At 55.8% G+C, this 15,921-nt stretch carries 17 protein-coding genes, 1 other RNA gene and 1 pseudogene; 9 read left to right on the top strand and 10 right to left on the bottom strand.

Going from position 1 to position 15,921, the window contains the following annotated elements:
• Positions 1-192: 192 nt before the first annotated feature.
• From MC269_RS04355 to smpB, 4 genes and pseudogenes are all read right to left on the bottom strand, one after another.
• Positions 193-450: a tyrosine-type recombinase/integrase gene (locus MC269_RS04355; protein ID WP_371824374.1), complete on the bottom strand. Its 258-nt coding sequence runs from the start codon at positions 448-450 to the stop codon at positions 193-195.
• A gap of 408 nt (positions 451-858) precedes the next feature.
• Positions 859-1,483: pseudogene (locus tag MC269_RS18815) on the bottom strand (integrase arm-type DNA-binding domain-containing protein); the annotation flags it as partial.
• Between the two features lie 172 nt (positions 1,484-1,655).
• Positions 1,656-2,019: a transfer-messenger RNA gene (ssrA, locus tag MC269_RS04360) on the bottom strand.
• Between the two features lie 44 nt (positions 2,020-2,063).
• Positions 2,064-2,546: an SsrA-binding protein SmpB gene (gene smpB / locus MC269_RS04365; protein ID WP_081142380.1), complete on the bottom strand. Its 483-nt coding sequence runs from the start codon at positions 2,544-2,546 to the stop codon at positions 2,064-2,066.
• Between the two features lie 159 nt (positions 2,547-2,705).
• Here smpB and MC269_RS04370 point away from each other — a divergent pair, with 159 nt between their 5' ends.
• A complete protein-coding gene (locus MC269_RS04370; RefSeq protein WP_033754055.1) occupies positions 2,706-3,140 on the top strand; it encodes a type II toxin-antitoxin system RatA family toxin in 435 nt (144 codons plus the stop codon).
• The gene (locus MC269_RS04375; protein WP_239954146.1) at positions 3,133-3,426 is read left to right on the top strand and encodes an RnfH family protein; all 294 of its coding nucleotides are present in this window, start codon (positions 3,133-3,135) and stop codon (positions 3,424-3,426) included. Before MC269_RS04370 ends, MC269_RS04375 begins: the two co-directional genes overlap by 8 nt.
• A gap of 58 nt (positions 3,427-3,484) precedes the next feature.
• Here the strand turns inward: MC269_RS04375 and bamE are convergent, their stop codons facing one another.
• The 3 genes from bamE to nadK all read right to left on the bottom strand — a co-directional run bounded on the left by bamE (position 3,485) and on the right by nadK (position 6,651).
• Positions 3,485-3,832 (bottom strand): outer membrane protein assembly factor BamE, encoded by a 348-nt coding sequence (gene bamE / locus MC269_RS04380; protein ID WP_081142376.1) that lies wholly within the window; start codon positions 3,830-3,832, stop codon positions 3,485-3,487.
• Positions 3,833-4,027: 195 nt separating this feature from the next.
• Complete coding sequence (gene recN / locus MC269_RS04385; protein ID WP_239954148.1) at positions 4,028-5,689, bottom strand: DNA repair protein RecN; 1,662 nt, start codon at positions 5,687-5,689, stop codon at positions 4,028-4,030.
• An 83-nt stretch (positions 5,690-5,772) separates the two neighbouring features.
• Positions 5,773-6,651 carry an NAD(+) kinase gene (gene nadK, locus MC269_RS04390; protein WP_033754042.1) on the bottom strand — a complete coding sequence of 293 codons (879 nt, stop codon included), beginning with the start codon at positions 6,649-6,651 and terminating at the stop codon, positions 5,773-5,775.
• 123 nt (positions 6,652-6,774) lie between these two features.
• On the opposite strand from nadK, the gene grpE reads away from it, so the two are divergent.
• Positions 6,775-7,356 carry a nucleotide exchange factor GrpE gene (grpE, locus tag MC269_RS04395; protein WP_239954150.1) on the top strand — a complete coding sequence of 194 codons (582 nt, stop codon included), beginning with the start codon at positions 6,775-6,777 and terminating at the stop codon, positions 7,354-7,356.
• Between the two features lie 56 nt (positions 7,357-7,412).
• Here grpE and ung read toward each other — a convergent pair whose 3' ends face one another.
• Positions 7,413-8,096, bottom strand: coding sequence for a uracil-DNA glycosylase (gene ung / locus MC269_RS04400; RefSeq protein WP_239954152.1), 684 nt, complete (start codon positions 8,094-8,096; stop codon positions 7,413-7,415).
• A gap of 259 nt (positions 8,097-8,355) precedes the next feature.
• Here ung and grcA point away from each other — a divergent pair, with 259 nt between their 5' ends.
• Entirely contained in the window at positions 8,356-8,739 is a 384-nt protein-coding gene (gene grcA / locus MC269_RS04405) for an autonomous glycyl radical cofactor GrcA (protein ID WP_239954154.1), read from the top strand.
• Positions 8,740-8,956: 217 nt separating this feature from the next.
• On the opposite strand, the gene srmB is transcribed toward grcA, so the two are convergent.
• A complete protein-coding gene (gene srmB / locus MC269_RS04410; RefSeq protein ID WP_239954156.1) occupies positions 8,957-10,285 on the bottom strand; it encodes an ATP-dependent RNA helicase SrmB in 1,329 nt (442 codons plus the stop codon).
• Positions 10,286-10,440: 155 nt separating this feature from the next.
• Between srmB and MC269_RS04415 the strand changes: the two genes are divergently transcribed.
• Positions 10,441-11,190, top strand: coding sequence for a tRNA1(Val) (adenine(37)-N6)-methyltransferase (locus MC269_RS04415; protein ID WP_239954157.1), 750 nt, complete (start codon positions 10,441-10,443; stop codon positions 11,188-11,190).
• On the opposite strand, the gene nadB is transcribed toward MC269_RS04415, so the two are convergent.
• Positions 11,183-12,796: an L-aspartate oxidase gene (gene nadB / locus MC269_RS04420; protein ID WP_239954159.1), complete on the bottom strand. Its 1,614-nt coding sequence runs from the start codon at positions 12,794-12,796 to the stop codon at positions 11,183-11,185. The genes MC269_RS04415 and nadB overlap by 8 nt on opposite strands.
• Before the next feature lie 428 nt (positions 12,797-13,224).
• Between nadB and rpoE the strand changes: the two genes are divergently transcribed.
• From rpoE to rseC, 4 genes are read left to right on the top strand one after another with little or no spacing between them, the layout of a single operon-like run.
• A complete protein-coding gene (gene rpoE / locus MC269_RS04425; protein WP_081142365.1) occupies positions 13,225-13,803 on the top strand; it encodes an RNA polymerase sigma factor RpoE in 579 nt (192 codons plus the stop codon).
• Between the two features lie 27 nt (positions 13,804-13,830).
• The gene (gene rseA, locus MC269_RS04430; RefSeq protein ID WP_239954161.1) at positions 13,831-14,484 is read left to right on the top strand and encodes an anti-sigma-E factor RseA; all 654 of its coding nucleotides are present in this window, start codon (positions 13,831-13,833) and stop codon (positions 14,482-14,484) included.
• Complete coding sequence (gene rseB, locus MC269_RS04435) at positions 14,484-15,440, top strand: sigma-E factor regulatory protein RseB (protein WP_081142363.1); 957 nt, start codon at positions 14,484-14,486, stop codon at positions 15,438-15,440. The genes rseA and rseB overlap by 1 nt, the downstream gene beginning before the upstream one ends.
• A complete protein-coding gene (gene rseC / locus MC269_RS04440) occupies positions 15,437-15,901 on the top strand; it encodes a SoxR-reducing system protein RseC (RefSeq protein WP_239954163.1) in 465 nt (154 codons plus the stop codon). Before rseB ends, rseC begins: the two co-directional genes overlap by 4 nt.
• Positions 15,902-15,921 lie beyond the last annotated feature (20 nt).

The raw sequence follows: 15,921 nt of genomic DNA on the forward strand, positions 1-15,921 counted from the left end.
TCAGTAAGTTGGCAGCATTACCGATTCTTGCATTTATTATTCCTTTAATAAGCCGTAAAAACGCTTAGGCTACTGCAATAAGATAAATCCGATTAAACACGATGATCGATTTTTCGTCAACAAAATTTATGCGTTATTCAGATTCAGTTATCTTGTCACTCCACCATTCCACAACTCCACCAGCCAGGAATCTTAATGGTCGACCGAATATAACGAAAGGTTATAAGTTTTTCTTACTTTATTCCTATCAGAATGAACCAAAGCTGCTTCACTAACATCAGGGTTAAGCCCTGTTTCGTTCATTGCGGTACTAGCGATTAAGCGCAGCACATGTGCTACGAGTCTGTTTTCATAATCGATACGCTTTAAAGCAGTGTTTGCGATTTGGCTAATAATTGGACGCTTAAGAACATTTCTACTTGGAAAAACATATTCTCTGTGACCACTTATAGTTTTCTAGATTGCTAACAGCGCAATTTCTCTAATATATATTGGTACTAAATGTATACGCTTTGTCTTCATTCTAGGGGGAGTGAATCATTCATAAATTATAAACTGAATCAATCACTTCCCACCGTATTACCGAATTTTGGTAAGAGCGTACTTAAGTTACTAATTGCCATTCGAGAAAAGATTTGGTAAGTAGTGAAAGACTTTAAGACTTTAAGACTTTAAGACTTTAAGACTTTAAGACTTTAAGACTTTAAGACTTTAAGACTTTAAGACTTTAAGACTTTAAGACTTTAAGACTTTAAGACTTTAAGACTTTAAGACTTTAAGACTTTAAGACTTTAAGACTTTAAGACTTTATGCATTTCAATAATTGGGTTAGTTCAGCTGGATTTATGAGCATGTGTTTCTTTTAGGCTTTTCAAACGCCATGCCATTACCAGACTCAGGATTGCAATCAACTAGGCCTGCATTAACTTCATAATTCATAATTTCATTTATATTCTGAACGAGGCGATGAACGGATTCTAGCGCACCACGGGCTTTAATCGATTCTAGAGCCTCAACCAAAGCTCGGGATTTTTTTAACTTAAAGGCCGCCAATTGTAGGGAATATATCCTTTGCTAGAGTGCGCCGAATATCGTTAGCATAGTTCTGCGTAATGCCGTAACTTTTAAGAGTAAACTAATCAGCAGCCATAGTTGATAAAATGTTGTCTAAGCTATTTTTTGCTGTTCTTCCGATTGCTCTGCTTGTGTTTGCAGATTAATTCCTTTGCCAGTAAAAAAAGATAAGTGTTTCGTATTTCTCTAGCATTAGCGAGTTAAAGGGCAGAAAATATGTTGAGACTAACCATGGTGCACTGTTTGGTTGCCGAATGTTAATAGCGGAACCGTCAAAATTTTTTGCCGGTTTTTTTAGCAGTGATAAAGAGACCATTTGCATCATGGAGAGTTAGATTTTTGTCAGCAGGTTAGAGTATAGAACTTCGTTATTAGTTAGAGGAAGCATAATCCGTGTCATGCGGGCCATTTTTTACTAAATTAGTATAGGTTGTTGGCATACATTTACCCTATACGAATAATTACTGAAATTAGCCGGAACGCTACGGATTATTACAGACACAAAAAAGCCCGCCAGGCTTACGCCGTGCGGGCTTTCAGGACTTCTACGGATGACTCTGGTAATCATCTTTGAAGAATTTTGGTGGAGCTGGCGGGAGTTGAACCCGCGTCCGAAATTCCTACATCCTCAGTACTACATGCTTAGTCAGTCTTTACATTCGCCTGGCAGCTGCGGACAGACACGCCACTGACAGACTAGCCTGATTGGATTTAACGCTTCAACCCCAGGCAGGGCATCCACGCGATCTCTTTTGAGTTTGACCTCTCTTGATCCCCGTCCTAAGAGCGGAGGCTAGGGAGAGAGGGCTCTTAGCAGGTTATTAAGCTGCTAAAGCGTAGTTTTCGTCGTTTGCGACTATTTTTTTGCGGTTTTTTAGCGAGGCCTACCGCACCTCGGCATGCACCTTGGGTTTCGCAAATCCCGTCGAATCCAGAATCAGCCCCAGGAACCAACTACTCTAGCAAAAAACTTCACAACTATCCAGCGATTAGCGGTTGCGATTTTTCATGATGCGCGCTTTATCGAGCTTCCACTCGCGCTCTTTGATGTCGTCGCGCTTGTCGTGCTCTTTCTTACCGCGCGCCACGCCGATCTTCAGCTTGCACCAGGCGTTCTTCCAGTAGAGCGACAGCGCAACCACGGTATAGCCTTCGCGGTTAACGCGGCCATAGAGCGAGTCGAGTTCGCGCTGGTTGAGCAGCAGCTTACGGCTGCGCGTCGGATCGCACACCACGTGCGTCGAGGCGACCGCCAGCGGCTGGAAGGTAGAGCCGAACAGGTAGGCTTCGCCATCGCGCAGCAGAATATAGCTGTCGCTGATGTTGGCTTTACCTGCACGGAGCGATTTGACTTCCCATCCTTGTAGCGACAATCCCGCTTCGAACTCTTCTTCAATGAAGTATTCATGACGGGCGCGTTTGTTAAGGGCAATAGTGGCAGAACCGGGTTTATGTACTTTTTTCTTTGTCATAGTGCGGCGTATTTTACATCACTTAGGCGGCCATCGCACCCCTTGTCCAGCGGGGCACCGGGAAACGGGATATTCTAGCACACCTCTCAATGCGGGGAATTTTTGTTTGATCGCTGGAAATGCTACAATTCAGCGGTTTTGTGATGAACAGGAACCATTATGGCTCAGATTAGTCGTTCAGCGCTGGTGCCCTTCAGCGCTGAGCAAATGTACCAACTGGTCAACGATGTGGATGCCTATCCACAGTTTTTGCCGGGCTGTACCGGCAGTCGTGTGCTGGAATCGTCTGAAAATCAAATGACGGCATCGGTAGACGTCTCAAAAGCGGGCATTAGTAAAACTTTCACTACGCGCAACACGCTTACCGACAATCAGCGCATCCATATGCAGCTGGTCGACGGCCCGTTCCGCAAGCTCACCGGCGGATGGCAGTTTATCTCGCTGGGCGATGACGCCTGCAAGGTTGAACTGAGCCTCGACTTTGAGTTCACCAATATGCTGGTAGAAATGGCGTTCGGCCGCATCTTTAAAGAGCTGGCCAACAGCATGGTGCAGGCCTTTACCCAGCGCGCCAAAGAGGTCTACAGTGCCTGAGATCTCCGTTGAGGTGGTTTACGCGCTGCCGGAAAAGCAGTATCAGCGCGTGGTCACGCTGGAAGAGGGAAGCACTGTCGAGCAGGCGATCGTCGCATCGGGCCTGCTTGAGCTGCGTCGCGATATCGATCTCAGCCGTAATAAGGTTGGTGTTTTTAGCCGACCGGTGAAGCTGGGCGACACGCTACAGGAAGGCGATCGGGTAGAGATTTATCGTCCGCTGATTGCCGATCCTAAAGAGCTGCGTCGCCAGCGTGCGGAGCGCTCGGCCAGCGTGAAGAAGTAAATCGCGGTTGTCAGAAAAGCAAAAGGCGCCAGCGGCGCCTTTTTTGTTGCGTGTTCAATCAGTCACGCGACGTGGTCAGATTCGGTTTGTTGTCGATATTGGTCAGTACGCCGTTGCTGTCGAAGGTGAGGGTCAGCGTCTGCTGTTTCACAGCTTCATGGCCTGGCTCCTGACGGAACACGTAATACCAGACGTTGCTGCCAAACGGGTCGCGCATCATCGGCGTACCCAGCGTATAGGCGACCTGCTGCTGCGTCATGCCGTTGTGGATTTTCGCCACATCGTTGGCGACCAGATAGTTGCCCTGGTTGATATCTGGGCGGTAAACCACGCGCTCAAGGGTGGAGCATCCGGCGGTCATCATCAACATTACCACTGCCGCGGCAGTCAGCGTTTTACAGCGCATCTCTACATTCCTTTTCTGGGGCCAAACGCCTTTTCTCAGGCTGTTTTTTTGCCATCAAATTCTGAACTCTGCCTGCGGCAGGCTTTATTATTCAGGCGACATAAGTTGCCGATGATAATAAACCTTTTCGCTATTGGAAACCTCTACATCGACAGAGCAAGCATATGACCACGCAGCGGGAAGAAAGTGCGGTAGTTATGCCGCTAAAAGTTCTTTGGCGTTAGCCAGCGTATTGCGCGTCACTTCGCTGCCGCCGAGCAGGCGCGCCAGCTCCTGCAGACGCGCGCGCTTGTCCAGCGCCTGCATATGGGTTTCGGTCATGGCGCCGTCGGTCTCTTTGCTGACGAAGAAGTGCTGATGGCCACAGCCGGCCACCTGCGGCAGGTGGGTCACGCACATCACCTGCGTCGATTCGCCCAGCTGACGCAGCAGACGGCCGACCACGGCGGCGGTCGGGCCGCTGATGCCAACGTCCACTTCGTCGAAGATCATCGCCGGGGTTTCCATCTTCTTCGCGGTAATCACCTGGATCGCCAGCGCAATACGCGACAGCTCGCCGCCGGAGGCCACTTTACCCAGCGGCTGCAGAGGCTGGCCTGGGTTGGTGGTGACCTGGAAATCAATACGCGTCGCGCCGTCTGCCGTCAGATGATCGGCGTTGAACGTCAGCGCGATAGTGAAGCGGCCGTGCGGCATAGAGAGCTGATGCATACTCTGGGTAATCAGCTGCTCCAGTTCGGCGCCATACTGCTGACGCTGCTGGTGCAAACGTTCGGCGCTGTGCAGCGCTGCCTGATAGTGTTCGCTTACTAACGCCTGCAGGCTCTCCTGATCGCTCTCCTGCTGCGAAAGCAGCTCCGCTTCCGCCAGCAGCTGCTGGTGCAGCTCCGCCAGGCCTTCCGGCGCGACGTGATGCTTGCGCGCCAGCGCGATATAGCGAGAGATGCGCTGCTCCAGTTCGTAGAGGCGATTGGGGTCGAGATCCAGACGGTCGACATAGTGGCGCAACTCGTCGCTCGCCTCGCTGAGCTGAATCGCCGCTTCTTCCAGCATATTCAGCACGCCGCTCAGCTTGTCGTCCAGCGTCACCACCTCGGTCACCATCTGACGCGCGCTGTAGAGCAGGCTGTTGAGGTTGCTGTCGTCGCCGTCCGCCAGCAGCTGCAGCGCCTGCTGACTGGTAGAGAGCAGCTGTCCGCTGTTGGCGAGGCGCTTGTACTCTTCGTCAATCTGTTCGTATTCGTTCGCCTGCGGCGCAAACTCGTTGAGTTCTTTCAGCTGGTACTGCAGCAGCTCGCGGCGCGCCTCGCGCTCCTGCGACAGCTGCTGATGCTGCGCCAGATTGCGGCAGCTTTGGTGCCAGGCGTGATAGTCGCGGCGCATCTGCAGCAGCAGATCGTCACGACCGGCGTAGGCGTCAAGCAGGTGTTTCTGATGGTCGGCTTTCAGCAGCAGCTGATGAGCGTGCTGGCCGTGGATCTGAATCAGCAGCTGGCCCAGATCGCGCAGCTGCGACAGCGGCACCGCGGTGCCGTTGATAAAGCCGCGTGAGCGGCCGTCGGCGCTGATGACGCGGCGCAGCAGACACTCGTTGCCGTCATCGAGCTGATTCTCCTCCAGCCAGCGCTGCGCGGAAGGAGAGGACTTCAGATTGAAGCGGGCGCAGAGGTCGGCGCGCGCGGCGCCCTGACGCACCATGTCCGCTTCGGCGCGGCCGCCGAGGCACAGACCGAGCGCGTCAATGGCAATAGACTTACCCGCGCCGGTTTCACCGGTAATCGCCGTCATACCGCGTTGAAAATCGATGTCAAGCTCACGAACGATAGCGAAATTACTGATGGTCAGCTGTGCCAGCATAGAATCACCTGTATAGAAAAACAGATATGGTTTTTCGTACAGTATAAACTGGTTTTTTATCCAGTAAAGAGGGCGCGCTGAATTTAAAACAATTTTTTCGACCAGCCTAGCTTTGAACTCAGCGTGTTGAAATAGCTGTAGTTTTTAGGATGGATCAGGTTCAGATGGTTCTCACTGCGGCGGATCAGCACATCTTCCCCCTCCTGAATCGGCAGGGCGATCTGGCTGTCGCAGCTGATCTCGAGATCGCTGCGGCGCGAGGAAAAGCGCAGCCGGATAGTGCTGCTGCTGTTGATCACCAGCGGCCGTGCCGACAGGGTATGCGGGAACATCGGCACCAGCGCAATGGCGTCGAGCGAGGGGGTGAGGATCGGGCCGCCTGCCGAAAGCGAGTAGGCGGTGGAGCCGGTCGGCGTCGAGATGATCAGGCCGTCGGAGCGCTGCGAGAAGGCGAACACCTCGTCGATATAGACCTCGAACTCGATCATATGCGCCACTTTGCCGGGATGCAGCACCACCTCGTTAATCGCCAGGCCGAGACGCGGCGAGCATTCATCTTTGCAGACGCGCGCCTCAAGCAGGAAGCGGCTTTCGACGAAATAGTTGCCCTGCAGCACCTCGTCCAGCTGCTGCTGCGCGTTGTCGGGATCGAGGTCGGTGAGAAAGCCGAGGTTGCCGCGGTTAATGCCGATGACTTTGATGTCGTAGCGCGCCAGCACGCGCGCCGCGCCGAGCATATTGCCGTCGCCGCCGACCACCACGGCGAGGTCAGCCTGTTGTCCTATCTCCGCCAGCGTGCCGGTCTGGGCATCCTGTAGGTTGAGTTCCTGCGCGATCTGCTTTTCAATAATCACTTGATAACCTTTGGACGTCAGCCAGCGCCACAGCATCTCATGCGTGGTGAGAGCGGTCGGGTGACGCGGATGGCCTACAATACCAATGCAGTTAAAGTGTTTGTTCATTTGGTGGGTCTTTCCTCATAAGCCAAAACGGCAAGGCAATGTGATGGGTTCCCTTGAAACCGTCAAACCGATCCCCATAATAAGCGGACTGGCGAGATGAATGTGCAAAACGCGGAGAAATTCATGAGTAGTAAAGAACAGAACACCCCAAACGAGCAAGTCTCAGACGAAATTCAACAGGATCAGCAACAGCCTCAGGAAGCGGAGACGGCAGTAGAGGTGGATCCGCGTGATGAGCGTATTGCGCAGCTGGAAGCTGAACTGGCGCAGTTGCAGACCGGCGTACGCGACGCTCAGCTGCGCGCGCAGGCGGAAGTGGAAAACATCCGTCGTCGCACCGAAATTGACGTTGAGAAAGCGCACAAATTCGCGCTGGAAAAATTTGCCAACGAGCTGCTGCCGGTTATCGACAGCCTTGAGCGTGCGCTGGAAGTGGCAGATAAAGAGAACCCTGAGCTGGCCTCGATGATTGAAGGGATCGAGCTGACCCTGAAATCGCTGCTGGGCGCGGTGCGCAAGTTCGGCGTGGAAGTGGTCGGCGACACCAACGTGCCGTTCAACCCGGAAATCCATCAGGCGATGTCGATGATGGAGTCAGACGACGTGGCGCCTAACCATGTCATGATGGTGATGCAGCGCGGCTATACCTTGAACGGTCGCCTGCTGCGTCCGGCGATGGTTGCCGTCGCGAAAGCGAAAAACTAAGCAGTCAACGAGACTCAGACGGCCGCACAGTGATGCGGCCGTTTTTTTTGGGCCTCTTAGCTGGCGGGCAGCTGCGGCATCCAGTCGATGGGCTGCTCGCCCGCCTGCGTCAGCAGCGCGTTCGCCTCGGCGAAATGGCCGCAGCCGAAGAAGCCGCGATGCGCGGAAAGCGGCGACGGATGGGGCGCCTGCAGCACATGATGGCGCTGCCGGTCGATAATGCTGCCTTTCTTCTGCGCGTGCGATCCCCAGAGTAAAAACACCACCCCTTCGCGATGCTGATTGATGGCGGCGATAACGTTATCGGTAAAGGTCTCCCAGCCGAAGCGCGCGTGAGAGTGCGCCTTGCCCGCTTCCACGGTCAGCACCGTATTCAGCAGCATCACGCCCTGTTTCGCCCAGCTCTCCAGAAAGCCGTGCTGCGGCCGTTTGAAGTCGGGATACTCCTGCTCCAGCTCTTTATACATATTCTGCAGCGAGGGCGGCACCGGCACGCCAGGCAACACTGAGAAGGCCAGACCGTGCGCCTGATTCGGCCCGTGATAGGGATCCTGACCGAGAATCACCACCTTGACGTCGCCCAGCTCGGTCAGGCGAAAGGCATTGAAGACATCCTTCTGCGGCGGATAAACCGTCACGCCAGCCGCCCGCTCATTCGCCACCAGCTTCAGCGTTTCGGTAAAGTAGGGCTTCTCTTTCTCTTCGGCCAGCACGTCGTGCCAGGTCAGTTTATCCGTCATGGTTTGCCTCCTTAAAATCGGTGTCGCCAGCTTAACGCTTCACCGCGTCAGGTTGAAGGTAAAAAATATTTGAAATTTACAAAATATTTTTTAAGTAAAAATTTATCTGAATCAATAAATTGAAGTTAGCAGCGAAAACCAGCGGCGTGAAAATTGATAGAGGTCAAAACCCCTGCAGGAAGCGAGTGTTATATCAGGGCGATAATTTGATTTACTCACCGCGCTGAGCAGGATAGCGCCACGTTCTGGAGAACTGATTATGATCACTGGCATTCAAATTACTCAAACCAATAACCCTGATTTACTGCATTCATTCTGGCTAATCGATGACGAAAAAGCGGAAGCGCGCTGCCTGTGTGCGAAAGCGGGTTATGAAGAAGATCAGGTTGTCGCCGTCAGCGAGCTGGGCGAATTCGCCTGGCGCGAAGTACCGATGGAAATGAAACCGCAGGTGCGTATTGAAGGCGGTCAGCATCTGAACGTGAACGTGCTGCGTCGCGAAACGCTGGAAGATGCGGTTAAGCATCCGGAAAAATATCCGCAGCTGACTATCCGCGTATCAGGCTATGCGGTGCGCTTTAACGCGCTGACGCCGGAACAGCAGCGCGACGTCATTACGCGCACCTTTACCGAAAGCCTGTAAGAAAAGAAGTTTGTCCGGATGCAGAAAAAGCGCTCAGCGGAAAGTTAAATATATGTTGCTGATTAAGGTGATTATTTAACTTCGTTGCTGTGACGCGCTTTTCAGAGAAAGCCGCCTTTGACCGTTAGCCTGCTAGCGTCACGCATAACGGCTGTTTTCCCCGGACAAATAAAAAAAATCGCCTCAAATGAGGCGATTTTTTTATAGCAGCGCTGAATTATTCCACATCATTGCTGGCTGGCGCGTCCGCGCTTGGCTTGCGGCGTTTGCCGATGTTTTTGCTGTCGCGATGGCGCTTCTTCACGCGCGGTTTTTCCGCTTCGCTCTCTTTTTTCTCTTTACGCTTCGCGAGCGCTTTTTTCGACGGTTTACCGGTGGTTTTGGCGCTCGGCGCGCGCGTGACCGGGCGCAGCTCGTCGACCACGCGCGGCTTCAGCGGCTCGTTCAGATAACGGCTGATTTTACCCAGCAGCAGATGATCGTGCGCTTCCACCAGCGACAGCGCGGTGCCTTTACGGCCGGCGCGTGCGGTACGGCCGATACGGTGCAGATAAGTATCGGCGGTGCGCGGCATGTCGAAGTTAAAGACGTGGCTGACATCTTCGATATCGATGCCGCGCGCGGCGACGTCGGTCGCCACCAGCACGTTGACGCGGCCGTCGGTGATGCGCTTGATCGCCTCGGTGCGCTTCGCCTGCACCATCTCGCCTTCCAGATAGCAGCTGCGGATGCCTGCATCGTGCAGCCACTGCACCAGCTCATGCAGGCGCTCGCGCTTGCGCACGAAGACGATAGAGCGGGTAACGTCCGGCTGCTGCAGCAGATGGATCAGCAGTTTGGTTTTGTGTTCCAGATCGTCGGCGCGGTAGTACCACTGCTGGATCTTTTTGCGTTCGCGACGGCTGGGATCGGCTTCAACTTCCACCGGATCGTTAAGCAGACGCTCGGCGAAATCTTTGATCGCGTTGCCTTCCAGCGTGGCGGAGAAGAGCATGGTCTGCTTACGCCAGCGGGTTTCGCCCGCGATGGTTTCGATATCCTGCGCGAAGCCCAGATCCAGCATGCGGTCGGCTTCATCGAGGATCAGCGTCTCAACGGCGCGACAGTCGAAATTCTCTTCTTTAATGTACTGAAGCAGACGCCCCGTCGTCGCTACCACCACATCCTGATTCTCACTGAACACTTCCGCATGGTTCATATAGGCGACGCCGCCGGTGATGGTGGCGATATCCAGATGGGTGTGTTTCGCCAGCTCACGCGCATGATCGGCGACCTGCATCGCCAGTTCACGCGTGGGCGTCAGGATCAGGATGCGCGGCGGGCCCGATTTTTTACGCGGGAAATCGAGCAGGTGCTGCAACACTGGCAGCAGATAAGCGGCGGTTTTCCCGGTTCCGGTAGGCGCCGAACCCAGAACGTCGCGGCCCTCCAGCGCGGGCGGGATCGCCTCAGCCTGAATAGCGGTCGGGCGCGTGAAGCCTTTATCCTGCAGGGCTTCCAGCAGGCTTTCGTCGAGTTCGAGTTCGGAAAATGTGGTTACGGTCATGGTCTACCTCAGTTTGGGGCGCTGATTATAGACAGATCGTACGCAATCTTCATCTGTTAATCCGCGCCGGTCAGCCCATTGCGTGTATTCCTGCTGCCGTCACGTTACACTGACCCGCTGCCGCACGGCAGGAAAAAAGGTAATGGTTGCAGAGTATGACGCAGGAAAAGCCGCAGGTGCGGCCAGTGTTAAAAAGAAACGGTTTTACCTTCAAACAATTTTTCGTGGCGCACGACCGCTGCGCCATGAAAGTGGGCACCGACGCGATTTTGCTCGGCGCCTGGGCGCCGGTGGCTGGCGCGCGCCGCGTGCTGGATATTGGCTGCGGCAGCGGGCTTATTGCGCTGATGCTGGCGCAGCGCACCCCCGATGCGGTGACCATCGACGCGGTCGAGCTGGATGTCGCCGCCGCGCAGCAGGCGCAGGAAAATGCGGCGCAGTCGCCGTGGTCGTCGCGCATCCATGTTTATCAGCAGGATATCGCCGCCTTTGCCGAAAGCAGCGACCAGCGCTATTCGCTGATTGTCAGCAATCCACCTTATTATCCACCAGGCGTCGCCTGCGCCACGCCAGAACGCGACGCGGCGCGATCCACAACAACGCTGGACCATGCCAGCCTGCTGCGCTATGCCGCGCGCTTACTCGACGAAGAGGGATTTTTTTGCGTGGTGCTGCCGGAGGCGCCAGGGCAGACGATGGTGGCGCTGGCGCAAGACGCGGGCTGGCATCTGCGCTTTCGCATCGACGTAGCGGAGTACGCTCATCGTCCGCCGCATCGCGTGCTGCTGGGCTTTTCGCCCAGCGCGGGCGAAACCCTGCAGGAGCGGATGGCGATACGCAATCAGGATACCCACTACTCGGAAGCCTGGTGCAGCCTGACGCGCGACTTCTACCTCTTTATGTAGCGGGCGTAAGAATCGACGGCCGCGCCTCAGGCAGCATCTCAGGATAGTCGCGCGTAAAATGCAGGCCGCGACTCTCTTTGCGCGCCAGCGCGCAGCGCACCATCAGCTCCGCCACCTGCGTCAGGTTGCGCAGCTCCAGCAGATCGCTGGAGAGGCGAAAGTTGGCGTAGTAGTCGTCAATCTCCTGCTGGAGCAGATTAATGCGGCGCAGCGCGCGCTCCAGGCGGCGCGTGGTGCGCACAATGCCGACATAGTCCCACATAAACAGCCGCAGCTCGTGCCAGTTGTGCTGGATCACCACGCGTTCGTCCGCATCGTCTACCCGGCTTTCATCCCAGGGCGGCAGCGCGCCGGGCGCCTCACTGTGCGGCAGCGTCTGGAGCAGATCCTCAGCCGCCGACCAGCCATACACCAGACACTCCAGCAGAGAGTTAGAGGCCATGCGGTTGGCGCCGTGCAGCCCGGTGCAGCTCACTTCGCCGATGGCGTAGAGCCCGTCGACATCCGTGCGTCCGCGCGCGTCCACCATCACGCCGCCGCAGGTATAGTGCGCGGCGGGCACGATGGGAATACGGTCGCGGGTCAGATCCAGCCCAAAGGTCAGCAGCTTCTGATAAATCGTCGGAAAATGGGCACGCACAAAATCCGGCGGCTGGTGACTGATATCGAGATAGACGCAGTCGACGCCGAGCCGCTTCATTTCATGGTCGATGGCGCGCGCCACGATATCGCGCGGCGCCAGCTCGGCGCGCGCGTCAAAGTCCGGCATAAAGCGCGTGCCGTCGGGCCGCAGCAGCCACGCCCCTTCGCCGCGCAGCGCCTCGGTGAGCAAAAAGCTGCGCGCATCCGGATGGAACAGCGAAGTCGGGTGGAACTGATTAAATTCAAGATTGGCGACGCGGCAGCCGGCGCGCCACGCCATGGCGATGCCGTCGCCAGAGGCGACGTCGGGATTAGTGGTGTACTGGTAAACTTTCGCCGCGCCGCCGGTGGCCAGCACCACGGCGCGCGCGCTGCAGGTTTCTACCCGCTCGCGGTTGCGGTTCCAGATCCAGGCGCCCGTGACGCGGCGCGGACCGGGCAGGCCCAGCTTGTCCGAGAGGATCAGATCGACCGCGTTGGCGCGTTCAAGAATATGGATGCGGGGATGGCTTAACGCCTGGCTCACCAGCGTGGTTTCGACGGCGTGTCCGGTGGCGTCGGCGCTGTGCAGAATACGCCGGTGGCTGTGGCCACCTTCGCGCGTCAGGTGATAGCGCATATCGCCCGCCGCCTGCGGATCGCAATCAAACATTACGCCACGATCGATTAGCCACTGCACGCAGTGACGCGCGTTGCTGGCGACAAAAGAGACCGCCTCGCGATCGCACAGCCCTGCGCCAGCAATAAGCGTATCTTCCACGTGCGACTCGATACTGTCGGTTTCGTCGAACACGGCGGCGATGCCGCCCTGCGCATAGAGCGTCGAACCTTCGCTGATCTGCGCTTTGCTGAGCACCAGCACGTCATGATGCGCCGCCAGACGCAGCGCCAGCGACAAACCCGCCGCGCCGCTGCCGATAATCAAAACGTCGCACTGATAATCCGGTAGGGTTGAATGCGCCATAGTGTTTAATTTACTAAACAAGGGTGGGTCGAGAATATGCCGGCAACCGCTTTTTGTGAAGTATTTTAAACAAAAAAGCGGCTGCGCCTGATTTAATCTCTCGCATCACGCTGATAAATCAATTGCTTGCGAGCCAGCCTTTTCAGAGGTGTTTTTTATATCAAACCTGACGCCTGTGCCGGATTTAAAGATGAAAAAGCCGCCGTCATAGGGTACTCTGCCTGCGATTCTGCGCGATAACCGCAGTCTGGATTACACTGTCTTGAGAACGAAAAACAAACGACAGCGCATCCGGAAACGTCATCATCAGCGCGTTAAGTGAACTTTTTGCCGCACCACGACTCTAAGCGCATGCTTGCTCAGAACCATGAAGATGTGCTGGCAGTTCCTTTACGCATTTAAAAGAATTTGGGGAGACATTACCTCGGATGAGCGAGCAGTTAACGGATCAGGTACTCGTTGAGCGGGTGCAGAAGGGAGATCAGAAGTCATTCAATTTACTGGTTATTCGCTACCAGCATAAGGTGGCGAGCCTGGTTTCCCGCTATGTTCCGTCGGGAGACGTTCCTGATGTTGTTCAGGAATCCTTTATCAAAGCGTATCGCGCGCTGGAATCGTTCCGCGGCGACAGCGCGTTTTATACCTGGCTTTACCGCATTGCCGTGAATACGGCGAAGAACTATCTGGTGGCTCAGGGCCGTCGACCGCCATCCAGCGATGTGGATGCGATCGATGCGGAAAATTTCGAAAGTGCTGGTGCGTTAAAAGAAATTTCGAACCCTGAGAACTTAATGTTGTCAGATGAACTGAAACAAATTGTCTTTCGTACCATTGAGTCGCTTCCTGAAGATCTGCGTATGGCGATCACCCTCAGGGAGCTGGACGGGCTAAGCTACGAAGAGATCGCCGTCATCATGGATTGTCCGGTGGGTACGGTGCGTTCTCGTATCTTCCGTGCGCGAGAGGCTATTGATAATAAGGTTCAACCGCTTATCCAACGTCAGTGATAACGGCTACTGGAAGGGTACATAGGCATGCAGAAAGAACAACTTTCCGCTTTGATGGATGGCGAAGCGCTCGATAACGCGCTGCTGTCAGCACTATCTCAGGATGCAGAGCTGCAACAGCGCTGGACAAGCTACCATCTGATCCGCGACACCATGCGCGGCGATGTGGGCGACGTGCTGCACTTCGATATCTCTGCGCGCGTTGCGGCAGCCATGGAACAGGAGCCGGCGCGTAACGTCACGACGCTGATCCCGGAAGCGCAGCCTGAGCCAGCCAGCGTGGAGAAAATGCCTTTCTGGCGCAAACTCGGCCCGTGGGGCGCGCAGCTTACTCAGGTCGGCGTCGCTGCCTGCGTATCGCTGGCGGTGATTGTTGGTGTTCAGCACTACAATCAGCCGAGCGGCGTCACCGCAGAGCCGTCTGATTCGCCGGTTTTCAACACGCTGCCGATGATGGGCAAAGCGTCACCGGTCAGCCTCGGCGTGCCGTCTGATGCGTTCGACACCGGCGGCGCTAACCAGCAGGTGCAGGAGCAGCGTCGTCGCGTCAACGCGATGCTGCAGGACTACGAACTGCAGCGCCGTCTGCATTCCGATCGCCTGCAGTTTGAAACCAACGCGCCGCAGCAGGCGCAGGCGAATGTGCCCGGCAACCAGTCTTTAGGTACTCAGCAGCAGTAATGAAGCAGCTTTGGTGCGCCGTTAGCCTGCTGGCAGGCAGCCTGTTTTGGTCATCTACCGCCCCGGCGCAGACCTCTGCGTCCGGGGCGTTGTTACAGCAGATGGAGCAGGCAAGCCAGACCCTCAATTACGAATTTGCCTATATCAACGTCTCACGCATTGGCATTGAATCGCTGCGCTATCGTCATGCGGTGATCGATAACCGCGTTTACGCGCAGCTGTTGCAGATGGATGGCCCACGTCGCGAGGTGATCCAGCGCGGCGGCGATATCAGCTACTTCGAACCCGGCCTCGATCCTTTCTCGCTTCCCGGCCAGCACATCATCGACGCTTTGCCGTCGCTGATTTTCGCCGACTTCTCGCAGCTCGCCAGCGCCTGGGACTTTATCCCGGTAGGCCGATCGCGCATCGCCGATCAGCTGTGCGAGGTGATCCGCATCGTCTCCCGCGACGGCACGCGCTACAGCTACGTGGTGTGGCTGGACGTGGACACCAAACTGCCGCTGCGTATCGATCTGCTCGATCGGGACGGCGAAACGCTGGAGCAGTTCCGCGTTATCAGCTTCGCGGTCGACGAAGGGGTGCGCAATATTATGCAGGGGCTGCAAAAAGCCAGTCTGCCGCCGTCGCTCTCGGTGCCGGAAGGGGAAAAAGTGCAGCTCGGCTGGCAGCCCGCGTGGGTGCCGGCGGGCATGAAGCTGATTTCCCAGAGTCGTCGCGCCATCCCGGCGATGAATAAAACTGTAGAATCGCGCCTTTACAGCGACGGTTTGTTTAGCTTCGCCATTAACATCACGCCGGCCGATAAAAGTAGCGTCACCCAGACATTGCGCACTGGACGTCGCACGGTACAGACCGAAGTGCGCAATAATAGCGAAATTACCGTGGTGGGCGAACTGCCGCCGGCCACGGCTAAACGCATAGCGGACAGTATCGATTTGGGGTCACAACGATGATGAGAGAATGGGCTACGGTGGTGGCATGGCAAGATGGCATCGCCACGCTGCATACCGAGGCGAAAACCTCCTGCAACAGCTGTTCAGCGCGTAAAGGCTGCGGCAGCCATATGCTCAACAAGCTGGGGCCGAAAGACGCGCATGTGATGGAAATTGCCAGCGCGACGCCGCTCCAGCCGGGACAGCGCATAGAGCTTGGTATCAAAGAGAGCAGCCTGCTCGGCTCCGCGCTGCTGGTCTATATGACGCCGCTGTTCGGGCTCTTTCTGCTGGCCGGTCTGTTTCAGGCGCTGTTTCACAGCGATCTGGCGGCGGCCTGCGGCGCGCTGCTCGGCGGCATCGGCGGCTTTATCGTTGCCAAAGGCGTGTCGCTGAAAGTGGGCGACCGCGCCGCCTTTCAGCCCGTCATCCTGAAGGTTGCGCTGCCGCCCGACGCTCTGCGCGTTGAAAGCGAAGCTTAACCCTCTGCCAGGCCGCGTAT

This window comes from Pantoea sp. Z09, assembly GCF_022394795.1.
GTDB classification, from domain to species: domain Bacteria; phylum Pseudomonadota; class Gammaproteobacteria; order Enterobacterales; family Enterobacteriaceae; genus Pantoea; species Pantoea latae.